The following is a 14,520-nucleotide window of genomic DNA, read 5'->3' on the forward strand; positions in this document are numbered from 1 at the left end:
CGCCGATCACGCTGCAACCGCCATGCCAGCCGGGACGTGGTCCAAATTGGCCTCTGCGATCGCGAACATCGGTGGCGGGCTGACGCTGTTGCCGCACATGCGGACCTGCGCTGTGGTCTTCAGTTCGGTGCCGTCGGCGGTGCGGTCGATGATGTAGGTCCGTGGGAAGCCCTGCGCACGGAAAAGCTCATGCGGCTTGAGCATGCGCAGGCCGATATCGACGATCACGTAGGGCGTGCCCTTGATGACCACGGTGACCAGCGCCAGGCGGTCCTTGGTGGTGACCGTGTCCACGGGGTCATGCAGCCCCACGGCGATGCCGCTGCCGTAGTACTTCACCAGGAACGCGGCAACTCGCAGTGCACCTGCCTCCTGGTCGGGGGACAGTTGTGCCAGCTCCGCCTCTGCCACCGCGTGCCCGCCGTTGCCACTGGCAGTGACCGTGCCGACCGGTGAGCGAGCATCCTTGCTGCCATTTCCCCAGCGTTGGACGCCGCCAGTTCGACCTTCGCCGTGTGCGGCCTGGACCATGAAGGCACTCGATACCGCGTGGTGTTCGGCCTGAGCGGCTACGGTGGTGAGCGGCGTTCGCGCATCGGCGCCGACCATGTTCCGCCGCAGCGTCACCAGCGAGGTGGCGGCTACACCGAGGGCATGCGCTGCGCCGGCCGGCCTCGCTGCACCAGCACCAGAAGTGATCGTCGGCACGGGCTCGGTGGCCGCCGTGCCGATGCTGTCGCCACGGAACTTCACCAGATGCGGCGCGGCCACAGCGTGCTTTACACCGACCGCGACAATCGTGCCCAGCGGCTGCTGCAGATCCAGCGCACGAGGGGCCTGGCCCTCGCGCTCGCCATAGCCGGTCTGGATAAGTGTCGGGGATACCACCGAGAAGTGCCCACCCTTCACCCCGGCGCAGACGGTAGGAAGTGGCTCGCCCGCTGCCATCGTCCGCTGACGGCTTGCGTTGGCATGCTCGGTGAGGAACGGCGCCAGCTCGGGCGCCGCCAGCATCAGCTCGCCGCGATTGGCGGCGGTGATGGTGCGCATGGGGTCGCGCACGCTATGCACGCGATCGCCGCCCTGGTGCGTTGCAGGGACGATGAAGGGATCGGCCGAGTTGATGACGTGCCGCATGACGCCCTTGGCGATGCGGCGCATGGTGGCGTCGGCCAGCGGCCGGTCCCGAGTAAAGATGGACGGGCAGGGAATCGAGAAGTCCAGGCAGTCAGCAGCAGTCACGCGCGGCTTCTGTCCCGGGGCTGTGCCATGGGTCGGCTCGGGCCACACGATGGGCTGGCCATCGCGGCGGCCGAGCAGGAACAGGCGTTCGCGGCTGGTGCCGGCGCCGTAATCGCTGGCCACCAGCTTGCGCCACTCCACCGCGTAGCCCAGCGCCCGCAGTGCTGCGACGAACTGCCGCCAAGTGCGGCCGCTGTAGCGCTTATGGGGGACAAGAGCCTGGCGCTCGACGGGCACCCGCTCGCCCTTGTCGGCGACTCGGTTGACCATGACCGGCTTGCCACGCCGGAACAGCGGCTTTCCCGACTCAGGATGCACGGCCTGGACCAAGTCTAGGGTGATCACCCGGCCGGTCCTGGAGCAGCGCTTTGCCACCAGCGGACCCCAGGTCAGGATTTGCCACACGTTCTCCATGGAGATGATGCGCGGCGCGGTGTTGGTCCCATGCAGCCGATCAGCACGCAGCAGCTGGCCAACCCACTTCAGCACCACCCACGACAATGCGCGGGTCTTGCGGCTGCGCGGCTGGCCGCCCTTGGCCTGGCTGAAGTGCGTGCAGTCCGGCGAGGCATGGAACCAGCCGATGGGCTGGCCGGCCACGTCGACGCGTGGGTCTGCGTGCCAGATATCCTCGCGGTGGTGCTGGGTCAGGGGGTGGTTGGCGGCGTGCATGCCGATGGCCAGCTCGTCGTGGTTGTAGGCAAGGGCGGGATCGATGCCGATGGCCTGCTTAAGCCCTTCCGATGCGCCGCCACCGCCGGCGAACAGATCCACGACGATCTCGCCGGGGCGCAGGCGGGAGACCTGTGGCGACGGGAAGTTGAAGGAGTGGGAACCGTCAGCCATGTGCTGCCTCCCAAGCGATGATCGCCTCGGCAGCAAGCGGTCGCACGAACCATGCGGCTGGGCCATCTTCGGTGTCACCCAGCCACACCAGGCGCCAATCTGCGCCGGGGCCAATGGGCTGCCACGCGCGCATCTCGTCCCAATAACGATGGTCGCCGCTCTCCACGGCTTCTTCGGTGAAGTCGCCAAACGTCACCTGCAGGTCGAATCCCTGCGCGAGGAACAACGGCCGCAACGACACCTCGCGACCGTCAGCCCACATTGGCACATCCGGATGGCACGGGATCTCGCCGTCGGCGTTGCGCGCCGGGAGCCGACCGGGGTGGTACAGGCCGCGCCACGGGTCCGCTGGATCGACAGCGGTCCGGGACTGATTCCTGACCAGCTCCAGTAATTCGGTCGCCTGCGCCAGCCGGGCACGGGTGGTATCGCAGAGCGGCGTGTCGCCGTCCTGCATGCTGCTGCGCAGAGTCGCCACATAGGCGGTTACGGCGGCTTCGAACACGCGCAGATCCTGCAAGCGCGGCAGGCGGTGGTGCAGGTCTCGCAGCGCGGTCTGGGCCTGCGCGAGGGTGATGGCCTTCGCCTGGTTGGGCAGCCACACAGCCTCGACAGCGATCGCGCTGATCGTTTCAAATGCGTCGCGCAGAACGGGACAGTTCGTAGGAAGAAGCGTGAGGTTCGCGGTCATCGGCGGGCCTGCTTGAATTGGGTGTCGGTGTTGACGAACGCGCCTGCGAGCGGCGCTATCTGGGACGCCTGCTCGGCGCCAGCGGAGCGAAGGGGGAAGGGCGCGGCATGGCGATAGCGCCGGTTCGCATCGGAGGCGAACCGGCCGGCGTCGATGCGAATCACCTGGTACTCAGGGAAAGCCTCATCAGGAAGCACTTCGCGTGCTTCCTCGATCAGCGCGACAAAGCGCGCCTGCCACTCGACCGGCATCGACTGCAGGGTGCGTCGCGGCACCACGTGATAGGCGGCGCGGCTGAGGCCGAAGGCATGCCAGACGGGGCCATCGGAATAGGTACTGCCGGGCCTGCCGGGTTCGGTGGCGGTCGCGGCGTGGGATTCGCTGCTCATGCGTGCCTCAGTCCATCTCATGGGCTGCCATGCGCTCTGCATAGCTACCGTGGTTGGCGGTGTGCCGGCTCATCAGCGGGCGAAGTGGGGTGTGCCCGAGCACCTCGATGTGCCCGCCCGCTGCGAGGAAAGCGTCCAGGTCGTCGGCGAGCTGCTGCCGGTCGGGTTCCCGGTGTCGGATCGTGGTTGCTGCGTCACTGACGCCGGTGAGCGGACCTACCACGCAGGTCGGTCGCTCCCGCGCGGGTGCCGCACGCAGCGGTGCGATCGCATGTTGGGTGTGGCTGGATAGGCGCCAGATCCCGCGCACGCCTGAGCGGTGGCAGATGGCCTGGCCGCTGCGTGCCAACCCCTTCAGCGTGTAGCCGATGGCCTGGTGGGTGCTATTGATGCGGCCAGCGGTCTTGATCTGTTCGACCGTTGCGCCTTGCGGGAACATGGACAGGACCTTGCGCACTTCGGCGGCCCGGCCGATCTGTTGCGGGCGGGCACTCATGCGCGGCCCTCCGCGAGCAGTTCGCGCATTGCCCGGCCGTGGTGCAGGACACGCGATGAGTGGTGAGCAACGGCATCCGGATTGTTGGTCAGGACGAGCGTGTCCTCCAGGGGATACGCGGTGTGGCCGTCCCAGTCGTCCAGTACCTCACGCAGGCCAAAGTGCGTGCGCAGTTCCTGTGCGTTGGAGGTCTTGCCGCAGCGTTGCGGCCCGTAGATGACAACAGAACGGTTCATGCGGCGATTCCTCGCGTGCGGCGCGTAGCGCGGTTGTTGGGGGAGATAGAACGAACGCGCACGCCTTGGCGGTCGAGCCAGCGATGCGCGGCCTGTGCGGCAAGTCGGTTGAGAGAAAACGAGACGCCACCGAGGGTGAGCGAGTGGTGCGATACCCCCACGCTCCGGCTGGCGCTGGCGGCGACCTTCAGGAGCGACTCGCGCGGCGCGGCGGTGTAGAGGCCGGCCCATAGCCAGCCCTGGCAGACCATCAATACGAGTGACTCGCCCTGATGGCCGGTGGCGAATTGCTGCTCCACTGGCAGAGTGGGTTGCACGCTCATGCCGTCATTGCCAGGTCGCGGGCCTTGGCGATCTCCGCCTCGGCGGCGGCGATGCCGGTGGCGGTCAAGGTCGCCTTGCGCGGCAGCTGCGGGTCGTCGTACCTGATCAGCACGCGCTCATCCAGCCAGTTCATGACGCGGCGCGTGAACAGCTTCTCGGGGCGGTTGCGGGGCGCGAATCCGTTGGCGGTGCGGTGGAGGGTGAGGTCGGAAGCGCCATGCGCTGCGAGCAACGCGGCTTTTTCCTTCGGCTTGAGTGGAGCGGACATGGCTTTTTCTCCTGGTCAGGCAGCGATGGGCGTGGAAGGGGAGTCGGCAGCGATCTCGGCAAGGACCTCGCCGCGATGGCGGGCGAGCAGGGAGATCGGGATGCGCAGGTGTGCCAGGCTTGCATCCGTCCAGCGCAGCTCTGCCAGCGCGGCTTTTTCCATCGGTACCGGGCGGGTGGCGAGGCCACACCTATGGCATTCGATGTGCAGCAGCGGCGGGCAGGGGGCGCCCAGGCGATGGCCGGTAGGGGCGCCCTCGGTCACCACGACGTGAGGTCGATGGCCGGGACCACACAGCGGCACGGAATCGGGGAGCGGGCGAGAGGTCTGGCGCATGGTCAGCCCCTCACCGAGGTGCTGATCGCCCAGCGTGCCTTGGCCGCATCACGGTCAGCATTCGCTTGGTGGATCTCCGCGATACGCAGTGGTACGACAACGGCGGCCACCAGCGCGACGGCTGCCCAAGCGAGGCGGAGGTGCCGACTCATGCGGCACCCGCTGTCGCACGAGCGAGAGCACGCTTGCAGCGAGGGCACGTCACTGGCTGGGATTCGCACGCGGTCCAGCCGACAGAGCGGCGGCCAGGCTGCGCGCCACAGAGTGCCTTGCCTGTGGCTTCGATGAAGCCAAAGCTCCGGCGCACCTGGGCTGCGGGGACCGCATGCAGATTGGTGCCCTGCCCGCGCTCCAGGCCGTTTGCGCATCGGCCGGCGAGCTTCACCGCCACGACCTCAACAGGGGCGCTCATGCGCGCACCTCGGCCGACATGTCACGCGAGCAGGCCTCCAGGCGGAGGCTTGCGACGCCCATGCGCCGGGAGCGGCGCAGCTGGTTGCGGTTGTGTTCGCCCTTGCTGCGGACCCAGAGGGTACGGGCAGTGCTGTGATCGCGTGCTGCTACGGCCCGCAGGGCCTTCACGGCCAACAGCGGCAGCAGGCAGGGGTTTGGATCGGCGTAGCGATGGGACATGGCGCGCTCCTGTTCGAAGGAGGGCGCCGGCGGGTCAGGTGCCGAGGGGGCGGCTATTGCCGGCGAGGGGAGGGGCCGGCAGGGTGGCGACCCGCCGGTCGCCCGCCGGCTGATGGCCGGCGGGAGAATTTATCCCACAGCTAAATTTGAATTGCAATAGCTGACAGCTAAATTATGGCGCAGGGCTGAAAGTAAGCCGGTCTCGCCTGATAATTCCTAGGCATACAGGGGCCATGGAGGCTGACATGTGGAGCAGGTTGATGGTGCTAGGGGTTGCGCTTGCATGCGCGCCATGGGCTTCGGCCGAGGTGTTCAAGTGCAAAGGGAGGAGTGGCGAGACGGTCTACTCGCAGGCGCCATGTTCCGCAGATGCGGCCCCAATGAAGCTGCGGTCGAACCGCGCTGCCACGGAGAGTTCGGGCGAGGCTGCAAATCGCGCGGCGGTGTACCAAACGACAGAGCTTGCTGATGCAGGCATCGCCGAACGCAACTGTTTGTCCTCGGAGCAGAGCAGGATCTACGGCCCGGTCAACGCCCGAGGGCAGGATGTGTCGCGTCAGATCGCCGCGCTGAACCGTGAACTGGCTACGGCAAGGAACAACCTTGCCGGCGCCACTTATGCGTCTGGGATACGGTCTCAGATTGCTAGCTTGCAGCAGGCCCAGACAGCTGACAGGATTTCTGCGGACAGCCAGATGGCCGAGGCAAGGAAGCGGTGCGGTGACGCTCGGGCTGAGCGAGAGCGAGCAACGCGGGAAAAATACTCGGGTGCCAGCACGCCGTAAGTGTGGGCGCTTTGCGCGCCCACTTGCTCTGGTTCAGGGTCACGCGTCCTGGATGGAAATGTCCCGGATGAAGCCAGCCTCATCCAGCGGAACTCCGTCCATGCAGCATTCCCTCGCGGCTTCCATTTCTCGGTGCAGACGCACCAGCGCGTCGTTTTCAAGGCAGTCGATGCCTGGCGTGTTGAACGTTGCCTGATCGATCAAGCAACCCAGGTTGTAGTGATCGCGGAGCCAGCGGATACGCCGGAGGATGCTGTCTCGCGTCACGCCATCGATGGTCGATGGCCTAGGGTTCTCGACCAGACGCAGCTTGGGCCTTTGCCCATCACGCCTTGCGACGCGCTGAGCGATCACCTGGGCCAATGCTTCGAGTGTCCCCGCGGCTGGGGGCTCCTTCTTCTGCTTCTCCATCCTTCTCCCTGAGCCTTTGCGCAAGCGCCTTGCTGAAGTCGATCAGGTTGTCGGGCGTTACCGTTGCCTCACCTCGCTGATAGAGGTACTCGTAGGCATAAGCCAGTGGTGTACCGTCTTCTTCATTGCTGAAGTCATCAATTCCGAGGTTGGCGAAGGTCAGCCTCACAAGCCTAATCGCGGAGGCGATGATCTCAGGGTCGATTCGCAGATCCTGAGAACCAGCAGCGGCCCCAGCACCAGCGTCGTCGTCGGACCTCGGCTGGTCCAGCCAGCCGTGGGATAGCCCGGCCGCGCGTTCGATCTTGCGCGCAACGTCATCCCCCATCTTCTTGCCGTTCAATAGCTGGTTCAGATAGGAAGGCGCCATGTCCAGGTGGATGGCGATCGCTTTCTGCGTCCCCAACTGGGGTTTTAGCGTGGCGACCAAGGCCTGGAGGTTGAGGTGTCTGGCGGTGATGGCATCCATACGCCAAGCGTAGCTAGTAGCTAAACAAGGAAGTTGCGCTGAGCGCTTGACAATGAGGTTTAGCTCCGGGCTAAATACTGGCCCTATGGACCTACTCACCTTCATTTCGGACCCCGAACGTAAGCGGCGCCTCGCTGCCTTGACCGGCAGTTCTGAGGGATACCTGTGGCAGTGCGCGACCGGATGGAGGAACAAGAAGCCCAGCCCGGTCTTGGCGCGAAAGATTCAGCTGGCATCGGTCGAGATCGGTGTCGCGCTGGGCTGCGAGCCGTTGGCGCTCGCCGCAATCCGCCCCGACATTTGGCCGGCTGAAACTGCATGACCGCCTCGGCAGACATGAGCCAGGTTTGCGGGCGCAAACAGCACCGCTACCACTCCGCCGGCGCCTGCTGCGGCGTCATAGGTACGGACAGCGGTGAAGCGCATGCGCTGCGGGAAACTGATGATCTCTGCCATGCGGTCAATGTTGTCCCCGCCGCAGTCAGCTTTTCCACGATGATCGATGGCGCATTTCAGGGGGCCGCATGACGTGCCGTCGCTCTGACCTCTACTGGCGGGACGCGCTGCATAACGCAGTGACCCGTGCTCCTGGGGGGCTGCAGGACGCGGCCGCGCACATTAGCAAGCGCCGTGGCAAGTCGATCTCGGCGGAAACGCTGAGGAAGAAGCTCAGGGGCGTCGATGGCGAGTCCGTTTCGATGGAGATGGCCGAGATCCTGACGGACTACCTGCAGCTATTCGTCGGTACGCAGGAGATTGCAACTGACTGGGTCTGCTCCCTTGCTGCCCAGTATGACCTGATGGTCGATTACGTACCGCCGCCGCCGCAGGGCGGTTGGCCTGACGAGCTGGCCGCGATCCAGGCGAAGCTGCTGGAACTGCACAAGCTGACGGGGGCGTTGGCTGGTGCGGGCATCGACGCGATAGCGGATCAACGCCTGAGCGTTCCCGAGGCAGATCGAATCCAAGACCTTTCGCGCGAGGTGCGCAAGCTCTGCTACCGCTTGGAGCGCAATGCGTGCCGTGCGGCTGGGCAGCTGGGGACGGAGGACTGACTGGGTACGGACCACGCCCGTCGATCTCAGTATCGAAGGCGTGGCATAGCCAGCGCATCCGCGCGGCGAGCCATGGAGCTTGCGGCACTTGCGTTGACCGATGCAGTGCCGGGGCTGATAGGCGAGGAAGCATTGGCAGAGCGAGAGCGCATCCGCCAGCGACAAGAGCAGCACGACAACCGGCAGCACTGTCTGCCTTTGGGGAATCCAGATGTACCAAGCAAGCATTGATTCGGCCCCATCCCCCCGGGTGGCTTGTGAAAGGCCGCGTGCAGACCGTGCTACTGAATCCGCCTTGGCATTGCGAGCCATTCGCGATACCAGCGATGGGTCCTCCCTGGACCTGACGGGCGCGGGTATTCGGACGCGCATTTCCTGGGTACATAGCGGCTCGGGAAACTACTGAATGTCTGAGAATTATGGGGATGTGCTGCAGCAGCTGCAGTCTGCCGGCCTGCTGGTCACCGAACTGGACACCACCGGGCGCATGGTCCGGTGCCGCGTCGAAGGTTCACGCGAGCGCCGGGGCTGGTACGCGCTCCACGAACTGAACACCTCGGCCGGCGAAGTTCTGGTCGTCGGCACCTACGGCGTCTGGCACGGCAACGAGAACGGCGCGACCAAGGTTGATCTGCGTAAGCGCGACAAGACCTTCTCCGATGAACAGCGCGAAGCGCTGCGCAACCGCCTGGCCGAGGATCGGCGCAGGGCGGAGACCGCCCGGCAGACCCAGGCGAAGCGAGCGGCAGAGCGAGCGTCGTCCGCCTGGGCCAAGGCCAATGCCGTTGGCGAGGCCGACTACTTGGTCAGCAAGGGCGTGCAGGGTTTCGGCCTGCGCTATGGCACCACGGGCGCCGCACTTGTCCCACTGCTCGACGTCAACGGACAGGTGCATGGCCTGCAGGTGCTGCGCAGCGCGAAGCTGGCGGCGGCAGGGCACAAGCCTGCGAAGGAGTACTGGCCGGCCGGTATGGTCAAGAAGGGCCACTTCCACCTGATCGGCGGAAGTCCCCAGTGGATCTTGCTGGTGGCCGAGGGCTACGCCACTGCGGCCACGCTGCACATGGCTACGGGCTACCCGGTGGCCGTGGCGTTCGATGCCGGCAACATGCTGGCCGTCGCCTCGGCCCTGGCGAAGCGCTATCGCGGCATCAAGATGCTGCTGTGCGCCGATGACGACGTGTTGCAGAAGTGCCGGCACTGCAAGAGCCGCCTGGTGCTGGCCGATCATCCGCAGTTCTGCCCATCGTGCGCGCAGCCGCATGGCGCGTCGAATGCCGGCCTGCTCGGTGCCGAGGCCGCAGCGCTGGACGTGGGCGGGGCGGTGTTGCACCCGGTCTTTGCCGATGAGCCGTCCAGGCGTGAGCGCTTCATCGACAACGGCCGCAAGGTCAGCGACTTCAACGATCTCCACGCTCAAGAGGGCCTGCACGTCGTGCGGGCGCAGGTCGAGGCCCGTCTCACGGAGCTTTCATGGCGGGTGCCTGCAGAAAAACGCGCGCCTTCCATCACCAACGATGGGGGCGAGGGGAATGATCGCTTGGCCCCCATCCATTCGCTGACTGAGCTGCTCGATCGCTTTGCGTTGGTTTACGGGCAGGGCGGCACGGTGTTCGACCACAAAGAGCACATGCTGGTGGCCCTGGGCGACATGCGCGATGCTTGCGTGCGTAAGGAACTGCACCGCGCGTGGATGGAGCATTCGGATCGGTCGATCGTGCGTGTCCGCGAGGTCGACTTTGATCCCTCGGGCGAGAAGCCGGGCGTGACCTGCAATCTCTTCGCAGGCTGGCCGACTGTGCCGCAGGAGGGCAACTGCGACCGGCTGCTCCAGCTGCTCTGGCACATGTGCGGGAACGAGGCCAACCAGAAGGCGCTGTACGACTGGGTGGTCAAGTGGCTCGCGTACCCGTTGCAGCATCCGGGTGCCAAGATGAAATCGACCATCGTGATCCATGGTCCGCAGGGCACCGGCAAGAACATGTTCTTCGATGAGTACATGAAGCTTTACGGTGAGTACGGCCGCGTGCTTGACCAGGCCGCCCTAGAAGACAAGTTCAACGATTGGGCAAGCCGCAAGCTGTTCCTGCTGGCCGACGAAGTGGTTGCACGCACCGAGGTCTACCACCTCAAGAACAAGCTCAAGGCGCTGATCACCGGCGATCGCATCCGCATCAACCCCAAGAACATCCAGGCCTACGAGGAAGACAACCACGCCAACCTGGTCTTCCTCTCAAACGAGGCGATGCCGGTCGTGCTGGAAGAGGATGACCGCCGCCATGCGGTGATCTGGACGCCAGATAAGCTGAGCCAGGAGTTCTATTCCGAGGTGCTGTCCGATATCCGCAACGGCGCGACGGCGGCGCTTCACCACTACCTGCTGCAGGTTGACCTGACCGGCTTTACCAACGGCACCAATCCGCCGATGACGCAGGCCAAGGAAGAACTGATCGGCCTGAGCCAGGACAGCCCGCAGCGATTCCTGGACGAGCTCTACGGCGATGACATTCCCGGGCTGAAACCCATGCCGGCGCTGTCGAAGGAGTGGTACGAGGTCTACAAGGCCTGGTGCGCACGCGAAGGCATGCCACGCCCGGCGCCGTCACCAAAGTTCATCAACGCGCTGGTGCGCAAGCGCCAGATCCTTCACCCCGACCGAGCGCGGAAGCGCTACCAGATCGAGCAGACCGTCAACGGGCCTCATGGGTTCCTGATGCTGGGCGATTGCACGGTGCCTGACGGAAAGACAGAGGCCGCGTGGCTGGGGGACCAGGTCGTGGCATTCCGCCGCATGTACTCCGATTACAGGGCGCGTGCGTGATGACGATGCCTATCAATGTGCGGTACGTGCGGGATGTGCGGGCAGATGTGCGGGCAATGAACTGCCGTGAATCGCTTGCGGCAGTACGCGTGTGCGGGATGTGCGGGCATCGGCCTACATGGGCGGGCGCGTGCGCGAATGGGCATCGCTCTGCAACGCCCCGATGCGGCTCGCGTGCGTATATAGATGACCGCACATCCCGCACACGCCGCACACGCCTTGTGCCGCGTGGATTCAGCGGCTATTGCATCCCGCACACGCCGCCGCACAGCCCGCACATGTTCGCGCGCGCGCGTTTTTCCGCTTTAACGATCTTCGAAGGAAATGGAGAAGGGGGTAGCAATGGCTGAGGAAGACGTGACGATCACTGGCAAGGAGCTGGCCTCGCTGATCGGCTGCAAGCCGTCCTATGTGGTCGAGCTGAGGAAGAAGGGCAGGGTGGTGGTGGGTAAGGGCGGCAAGGGATTCCTGAAGGCCGCCTCCCTGGAGCTTTACGCTCGCACCGCAGACCCGGTCTATGCCGGTGTCGCCCAGCGCCACGCAGATGAGCGCGGTAGCGCGCTGGTGGGGATCGGGGAGGGGGCCAATGCCGTCGACGCCGACATCGACGACGACGAAGATGACGGAGACGACGACGAAGCCAGGCCCTCACGCGCCGGCCGCCCTCAGACCCCGGACTCTGCGCGCAAGGCCAAGGCGCTCGCTGACAAGGCCGAGACCGACGCGCACATGGCCCACATCGCGCTGCAGAAGGAGCTGGGGCTGCTGCTGCCTCGTGCGGACGTAGAAGCCTTCCTAGCAGAGCACGCCACGACGTTTCGGGGGGCGATGGAGCGGTTGGCCGATACGCTAGCGCCGCAGCTCGCTGCAACGCTGGATGAGGCTGGGTGCCGCCGTCTCGTGTGGGATGAGGTGAGCCACGCTCTGGAAGAGCTCAGCCAGGGCTTTCGCACGTTGGCGGCCAAGGTGGCAGAGGGTGCGGAATGATGCAGGCACAGCACTGCCTGGCGTCGGTGCTGGCACGCTCGCTTCAGCCGCGACGGCCGATGAGCGTGTCGCAGTGGTGCGATGAGCACATGCGTCTGTCCACCAAGAGCGGTAGCAAGCCCGGGCGCTGGGTGACGGATCGCAACCCGCCCCTGCGTGAGCCGATGGACAACATGTCTGCCCGAAGCCCCGTCCACGACCAGGTCTGCATGTTTCCGATCCAGTTCGGCAAGAGCCAGCTTGCGACCAATGCCATGGCCTATTGGATGGACTACGCTCCCGGCCCGATGATGTATGCGCTACCGGGCGAGGTGTCCATGAACAAATGGATTGCCCAGAAGCTCAACCCCATGATCGAGGTCTGTGCAGCGGTCAAGAAGGCGCTGACCAGCACCGCCAGCCGCGACAGCGCCAACCAGCGCACGTTTAAGGACTTCGCCGGCGGCCAGCTGTTCGTGGAGCACATGGGCAGCCCGCAGCGCCTGAAGTCCTCGACGGTGAAGTACCTGCAGGTGGATGAGATCGATGAGGCGCCGCAGCAGCTCTCCACTGGCGACGATCCGGTGAAGATGCTGGACGGCCGTACATCGTCGTTCCCGACCACCTACAAGCGGCAGTACATCAGCACCCCTGGCATCGCCGGGCTCAGCCGGATTGCGAAGCTGTACGACAAGAGCGATCAGCGTCGGTATCACGTGCCGTGTCCCCACTGCGGCCACTTCCAGGCGCTGCAGTGGAGCGGCCTGGTGTGGGCGCCCGACAAGAGTCACGCATGGTATGCGTGCTGTGAGTGCGGCGTCGCGATCGAGGAGCACTTCAAGACAGAGATGATTGCGAAGGGGCGCTGGGTCGCCGCCAATCCTGAATCGCCCATCCGCGGCTACACCATCAACTGCCTGTACTACCAGTTTGGCCTGGGTCCACGCTGGCTGGACCTGGTAAAAGAGTGGCTGGAGGCGCAGGGCGATCCAGCTTCCCTCAAGACCTTCGTGAACGACCGTCTGGCCGAGACGTGGGAAGACCCGGCAATGAGGGCGGTCAAGCACAACGTCATCAAGGATCGTGCCGAGCCCTATGCGCTTCGCTCGGCTCCGCAAGGTGTGCTGGCTATCACCGTAGGTGTAGATACACAGGACAATCGCCTTGCTGTTCACGTCGTCGGCTGGGGGCGGGGTATGACCGCCTGGACGCTGGACTATGTGGAACTGCAGGGCGATCCAGCCGAAGAAGCGGTGTGGGTAGCCCTGACCGATTTGCTCAATCGCGCAATCGAGCGCGAAGATGGCGCGCTGCTCCGGCCGCTAGCTGTGGCCATCGACGCTGGTGGCCACCGCACCGAGGCCGTCAAAAACTACGTCCGTCAGCGGCGCATCACCCGGCCAATGTGCATCTTTGGTGCTGTACCCAACAACGCTCCTGTGCTGTCCAAGGGAAAGTTGGCTGACGTCACCTGGAAGGGCAAGACCGACAAGCGCGGCATCACCATCAACCACGTGGGGACCGTTGCAGCCAAGCACTACCTCTACAGCCGTCTGTCGGCCGACGCCGAGCGCAAGCCCGAGAATCGTATGGTCCACCTCAGTGACCAGCTACCGGAGGAGTTCTTCCCGGGCTTGGTGTCGGAGGTCTACAACCCAGTCAAGAACCGCTTTGAGAAGAAGGTGACCCGAAACGAGCCATTGGACACATGGGTATATGCCTACGCGGCGACCCATCACCCAGAGGTCCGTATCAACCGCTTCACGCGTTCCGATTGGGACCTTTTGGAACAACGGCTGGCTGCGCCGCCAAGCGTGAGCGTTTCACGCGAAACGCCAGCTGCTGCGTCGGAGGCCGACGCTTCCACTGATTCCCGTGAAACATCGAGTGTGCCTCGCCGGCAGCGGCCCGCGCAGCCTCGCAGCATGGGGAGGCAGTGGTGAGCAGGAACACAGTCCGAAACAAGGTGCGAATCAGTGAGCTGACGGAGGAGCTCGCCGTCGGCGCCGCGCTGCGCCTGCGATGTGACAGCGACGACATACGCAGCGTTGTGGAGGCCGTGGTGGCCTACCTTGTCGAGGAGTACCCAGCCCAGGATCTGTACATTCCCGCCAGCATGCAAAGCAGTGCCTACCCTGTGGAAGCGATCCGGAAAGGGATGCAGGAACAGGAGTCAGTACGGTCGCTGTGTAGGAGGTTCAGGATCGACAGACGGACGCTGTACCGCTTGCTTGATGAGCCTTGCTCCAATGGGTAGGGGGTGCGGGTGAGTTCCCCGAGACTCACCCGCACCTGATCAGGAAACTGGCATCCATGATCTCGCGGATGCCTCACTGATGAGCTGGACCAAAGACGATGTGCAGAGGCTGAAGGCCGCCATCGCCAGCGGCCAGTTGTCCGTCCGGCATGGTGATCGTCAGATCACGTATCAGTCTGTCGAAGCAATGTTGACAGCATTGGACCGCATGGAAGCTGAGGTTGCCGCCACGACGGCGGGGCGACGGAAGTCGGCCACACGCCGCTATCGGTTCACGACGCTAAGGGGCTTCTGA

Annotated in this window: 19 protein-coding genes; 7 read left to right on the plus strand and 12 right to left on the minus strand. The window is 64.9% G+C overall.

The window, feature by feature from the left end; all coding sequences use genetic code 11:
• Positions 1-6: 6 nt before the first annotated feature.
• The 9 genes from ACT6SE_RS07210 to ACT6SE_RS07250 form a co-directional block, all read right to left on the minus strand.
• On the minus strand, positions 7-2,088 hold the full coding sequence (locus tag ACT6SE_RS07210; RefSeq protein WP_444811162.1) for a DNA cytosine methyltransferase: 2,082 nt from the start codon (positions 2,086-2,088) through the stop codon (positions 7-9).
• Positions 2,081-2,779, minus strand: a complete 699-nt coding sequence (locus ACT6SE_RS07215; protein WP_134808695.1) for a hypothetical protein — start codon at positions 2,777-2,779, stop codon at positions 2,081-2,083. Before ACT6SE_RS07215 ends, ACT6SE_RS07210 begins: the two co-directional genes overlap by 8 nt.
• Complete coding sequence (locus ACT6SE_RS07220; RefSeq protein ID WP_134808696.1) at positions 2,776-3,168, minus strand: hypothetical protein; 393 nt, start codon at positions 3,166-3,168, stop codon at positions 2,776-2,778. Before ACT6SE_RS07220 ends, ACT6SE_RS07215 begins: the two co-directional genes overlap by 4 nt.
• Before the next feature lie 7 nt (positions 3,169-3,175).
• Complete coding sequence (locus ACT6SE_RS07225) at positions 3,176-3,664, minus strand: hypothetical protein (RefSeq protein WP_444811121.1); 489 nt, start codon at positions 3,662-3,664, stop codon at positions 3,176-3,178.
• A complete protein-coding gene (locus tag ACT6SE_RS07230; RefSeq protein WP_138952790.1) occupies positions 3,661-3,900 on the minus strand; it encodes a hypothetical protein in 240 nt (79 codons plus the stop codon). Before ACT6SE_RS07230 ends, ACT6SE_RS07225 begins: the two co-directional genes overlap by 4 nt.
• Entirely contained in the window at positions 3,897-4,223 is a 327-nt protein-coding gene (locus tag ACT6SE_RS07235) for a hypothetical protein (RefSeq protein ID WP_111007518.1), read from the minus strand. The genes ACT6SE_RS07230 and ACT6SE_RS07235 overlap by 4 nt, the downstream gene beginning before the upstream one ends.
• Positions 4,220-4,492 carry a hypothetical protein gene (locus ACT6SE_RS07240; RefSeq protein WP_164072186.1) on the minus strand — a complete coding sequence of 91 codons (273 nt, stop codon included), beginning with the start codon at positions 4,490-4,492 and terminating at the stop codon, positions 4,220-4,222. The genes ACT6SE_RS07235 and ACT6SE_RS07240 overlap by 4 nt, the downstream gene beginning before the upstream one ends.
• 15 nt (positions 4,493-4,507) lie before the next feature.
• The gene (locus ACT6SE_RS07245; protein WP_197651644.1) at positions 4,508-4,828 is read right to left on the minus strand and encodes a hypothetical protein; all 321 of its coding nucleotides are present in this window, start codon (positions 4,826-4,828) and stop codon (positions 4,508-4,510) included.
• A gap of 408 nt (positions 4,829-5,236) precedes the next feature.
• On the minus strand, positions 5,237-5,461 hold the full coding sequence (locus tag ACT6SE_RS07250) for a hypothetical protein (RefSeq protein WP_444811122.1): 225 nt from the start codon (positions 5,459-5,461) through the stop codon (positions 5,237-5,239).
• A 260-nt stretch (positions 5,462-5,721) separates the two neighbouring features.
• Between ACT6SE_RS07250 and ACT6SE_RS07255 the strand changes: the two genes are divergently transcribed.
• Positions 5,722-6,246: a DUF4124 domain-containing protein gene (locus ACT6SE_RS07255; RefSeq protein ID WP_239504092.1), complete on the plus strand. Its 525-nt coding sequence runs from the start codon at positions 5,722-5,724 to the stop codon at positions 6,244-6,246.
• Positions 6,247-6,285: 39 nt separating this feature from the next.
• Here ACT6SE_RS07255 and ACT6SE_RS07260 read toward each other — a convergent pair whose 3' ends face one another.
• The 3 genes from ACT6SE_RS07260 to ACT6SE_RS07270 all read right to left on the minus strand — a co-directional run bounded on the left by ACT6SE_RS07260 (position 6,286) and on the right by ACT6SE_RS07270 (position 7,582).
• On the minus strand, positions 6,286-6,600 hold the full coding sequence (locus ACT6SE_RS07260; RefSeq protein ID WP_239504091.1) for a hypothetical protein: 315 nt from the start codon (positions 6,598-6,600) through the stop codon (positions 6,286-6,288).
• The gene (locus tag ACT6SE_RS07265; RefSeq protein ID WP_239504090.1) at positions 6,572-7,126 is read right to left on the minus strand and encodes a hypothetical protein; all 555 of its coding nucleotides are present in this window, start codon (positions 7,124-7,126) and stop codon (positions 6,572-6,574) included. The genes ACT6SE_RS07260 and ACT6SE_RS07265 overlap by 29 nt, the downstream gene beginning before the upstream one ends.
• Before the next feature lie 225 nt (positions 7,127-7,351).
• The gene (locus ACT6SE_RS07270; protein ID WP_164072019.1) at positions 7,352-7,582 is read right to left on the minus strand and encodes a hypothetical protein; all 231 of its coding nucleotides are present in this window, start codon (positions 7,580-7,582) and stop codon (positions 7,352-7,354) included.
• 119 nt (positions 7,583-7,701) lie between these two features.
• On the opposite strand from ACT6SE_RS07270, the gene ACT6SE_RS07275 reads away from it, so the two are divergent.
• The 6 genes from ACT6SE_RS07275 to ACT6SE_RS07300 all read left to right on the plus strand — a co-directional run bounded on the left by ACT6SE_RS07275 (position 7,702) and on the right by ACT6SE_RS07300 (position 14,520).
• Positions 7,702-8,181, plus strand: a complete 480-nt coding sequence (locus ACT6SE_RS07275) for a hypothetical protein (protein WP_239504089.1) — start codon at positions 7,702-7,704, stop codon at positions 8,179-8,181.
• Between the two features lie 406 nt (positions 8,182-8,587).
• The gene (locus tag ACT6SE_RS07280) at positions 8,588-11,002 is read left to right on the plus strand and encodes a DUF5906 domain-containing protein (RefSeq protein WP_015994688.1); all 2,415 of its coding nucleotides are present in this window, start codon (positions 8,588-8,590) and stop codon (positions 11,000-11,002) included.
• Positions 11,003-11,344: 342 nt separating this feature from the next.
• Positions 11,345-11,989, plus strand: coding sequence for a hypothetical protein (locus ACT6SE_RS07285; protein ID WP_015994690.1), 645 nt, complete (start codon positions 11,345-11,347; stop codon positions 11,987-11,989).
• The gene (locus tag ACT6SE_RS07290) at positions 11,986-13,911 is read left to right on the plus strand and encodes a phage terminase large subunit family protein (RefSeq protein ID WP_164072017.1); all 1,926 of its coding nucleotides are present in this window, start codon (positions 11,986-11,988) and stop codon (positions 13,909-13,911) included. Before ACT6SE_RS07285 ends, ACT6SE_RS07290 begins: the two co-directional genes overlap by 4 nt.
• A complete protein-coding gene (locus tag ACT6SE_RS07295) occupies positions 13,908-14,225 on the plus strand; it encodes a hypothetical protein (protein WP_146260224.1) in 318 nt (105 codons plus the stop codon). The genes ACT6SE_RS07290 and ACT6SE_RS07295 overlap by 4 nt, the downstream gene beginning before the upstream one ends.
• A 79-nt stretch (positions 14,226-14,304) precedes the next feature.
• Positions 14,305-14,520 carry a phage head-tail joining protein gene (locus ACT6SE_RS07300; protein WP_015994693.1) on the plus strand — a complete coding sequence of 72 codons (216 nt, stop codon included), beginning with the start codon at positions 14,305-14,307 and terminating at the stop codon, positions 14,518-14,520.

Source organism: Stenotrophomonas sp. LC732 (genome assembly GCF_052446685.1).
Classification (GTDB): Bacteria; Pseudomonadota; Gammaproteobacteria; order Xanthomonadales; family Xanthomonadaceae; genus Stenotrophomonas; species Stenotrophomonas muris.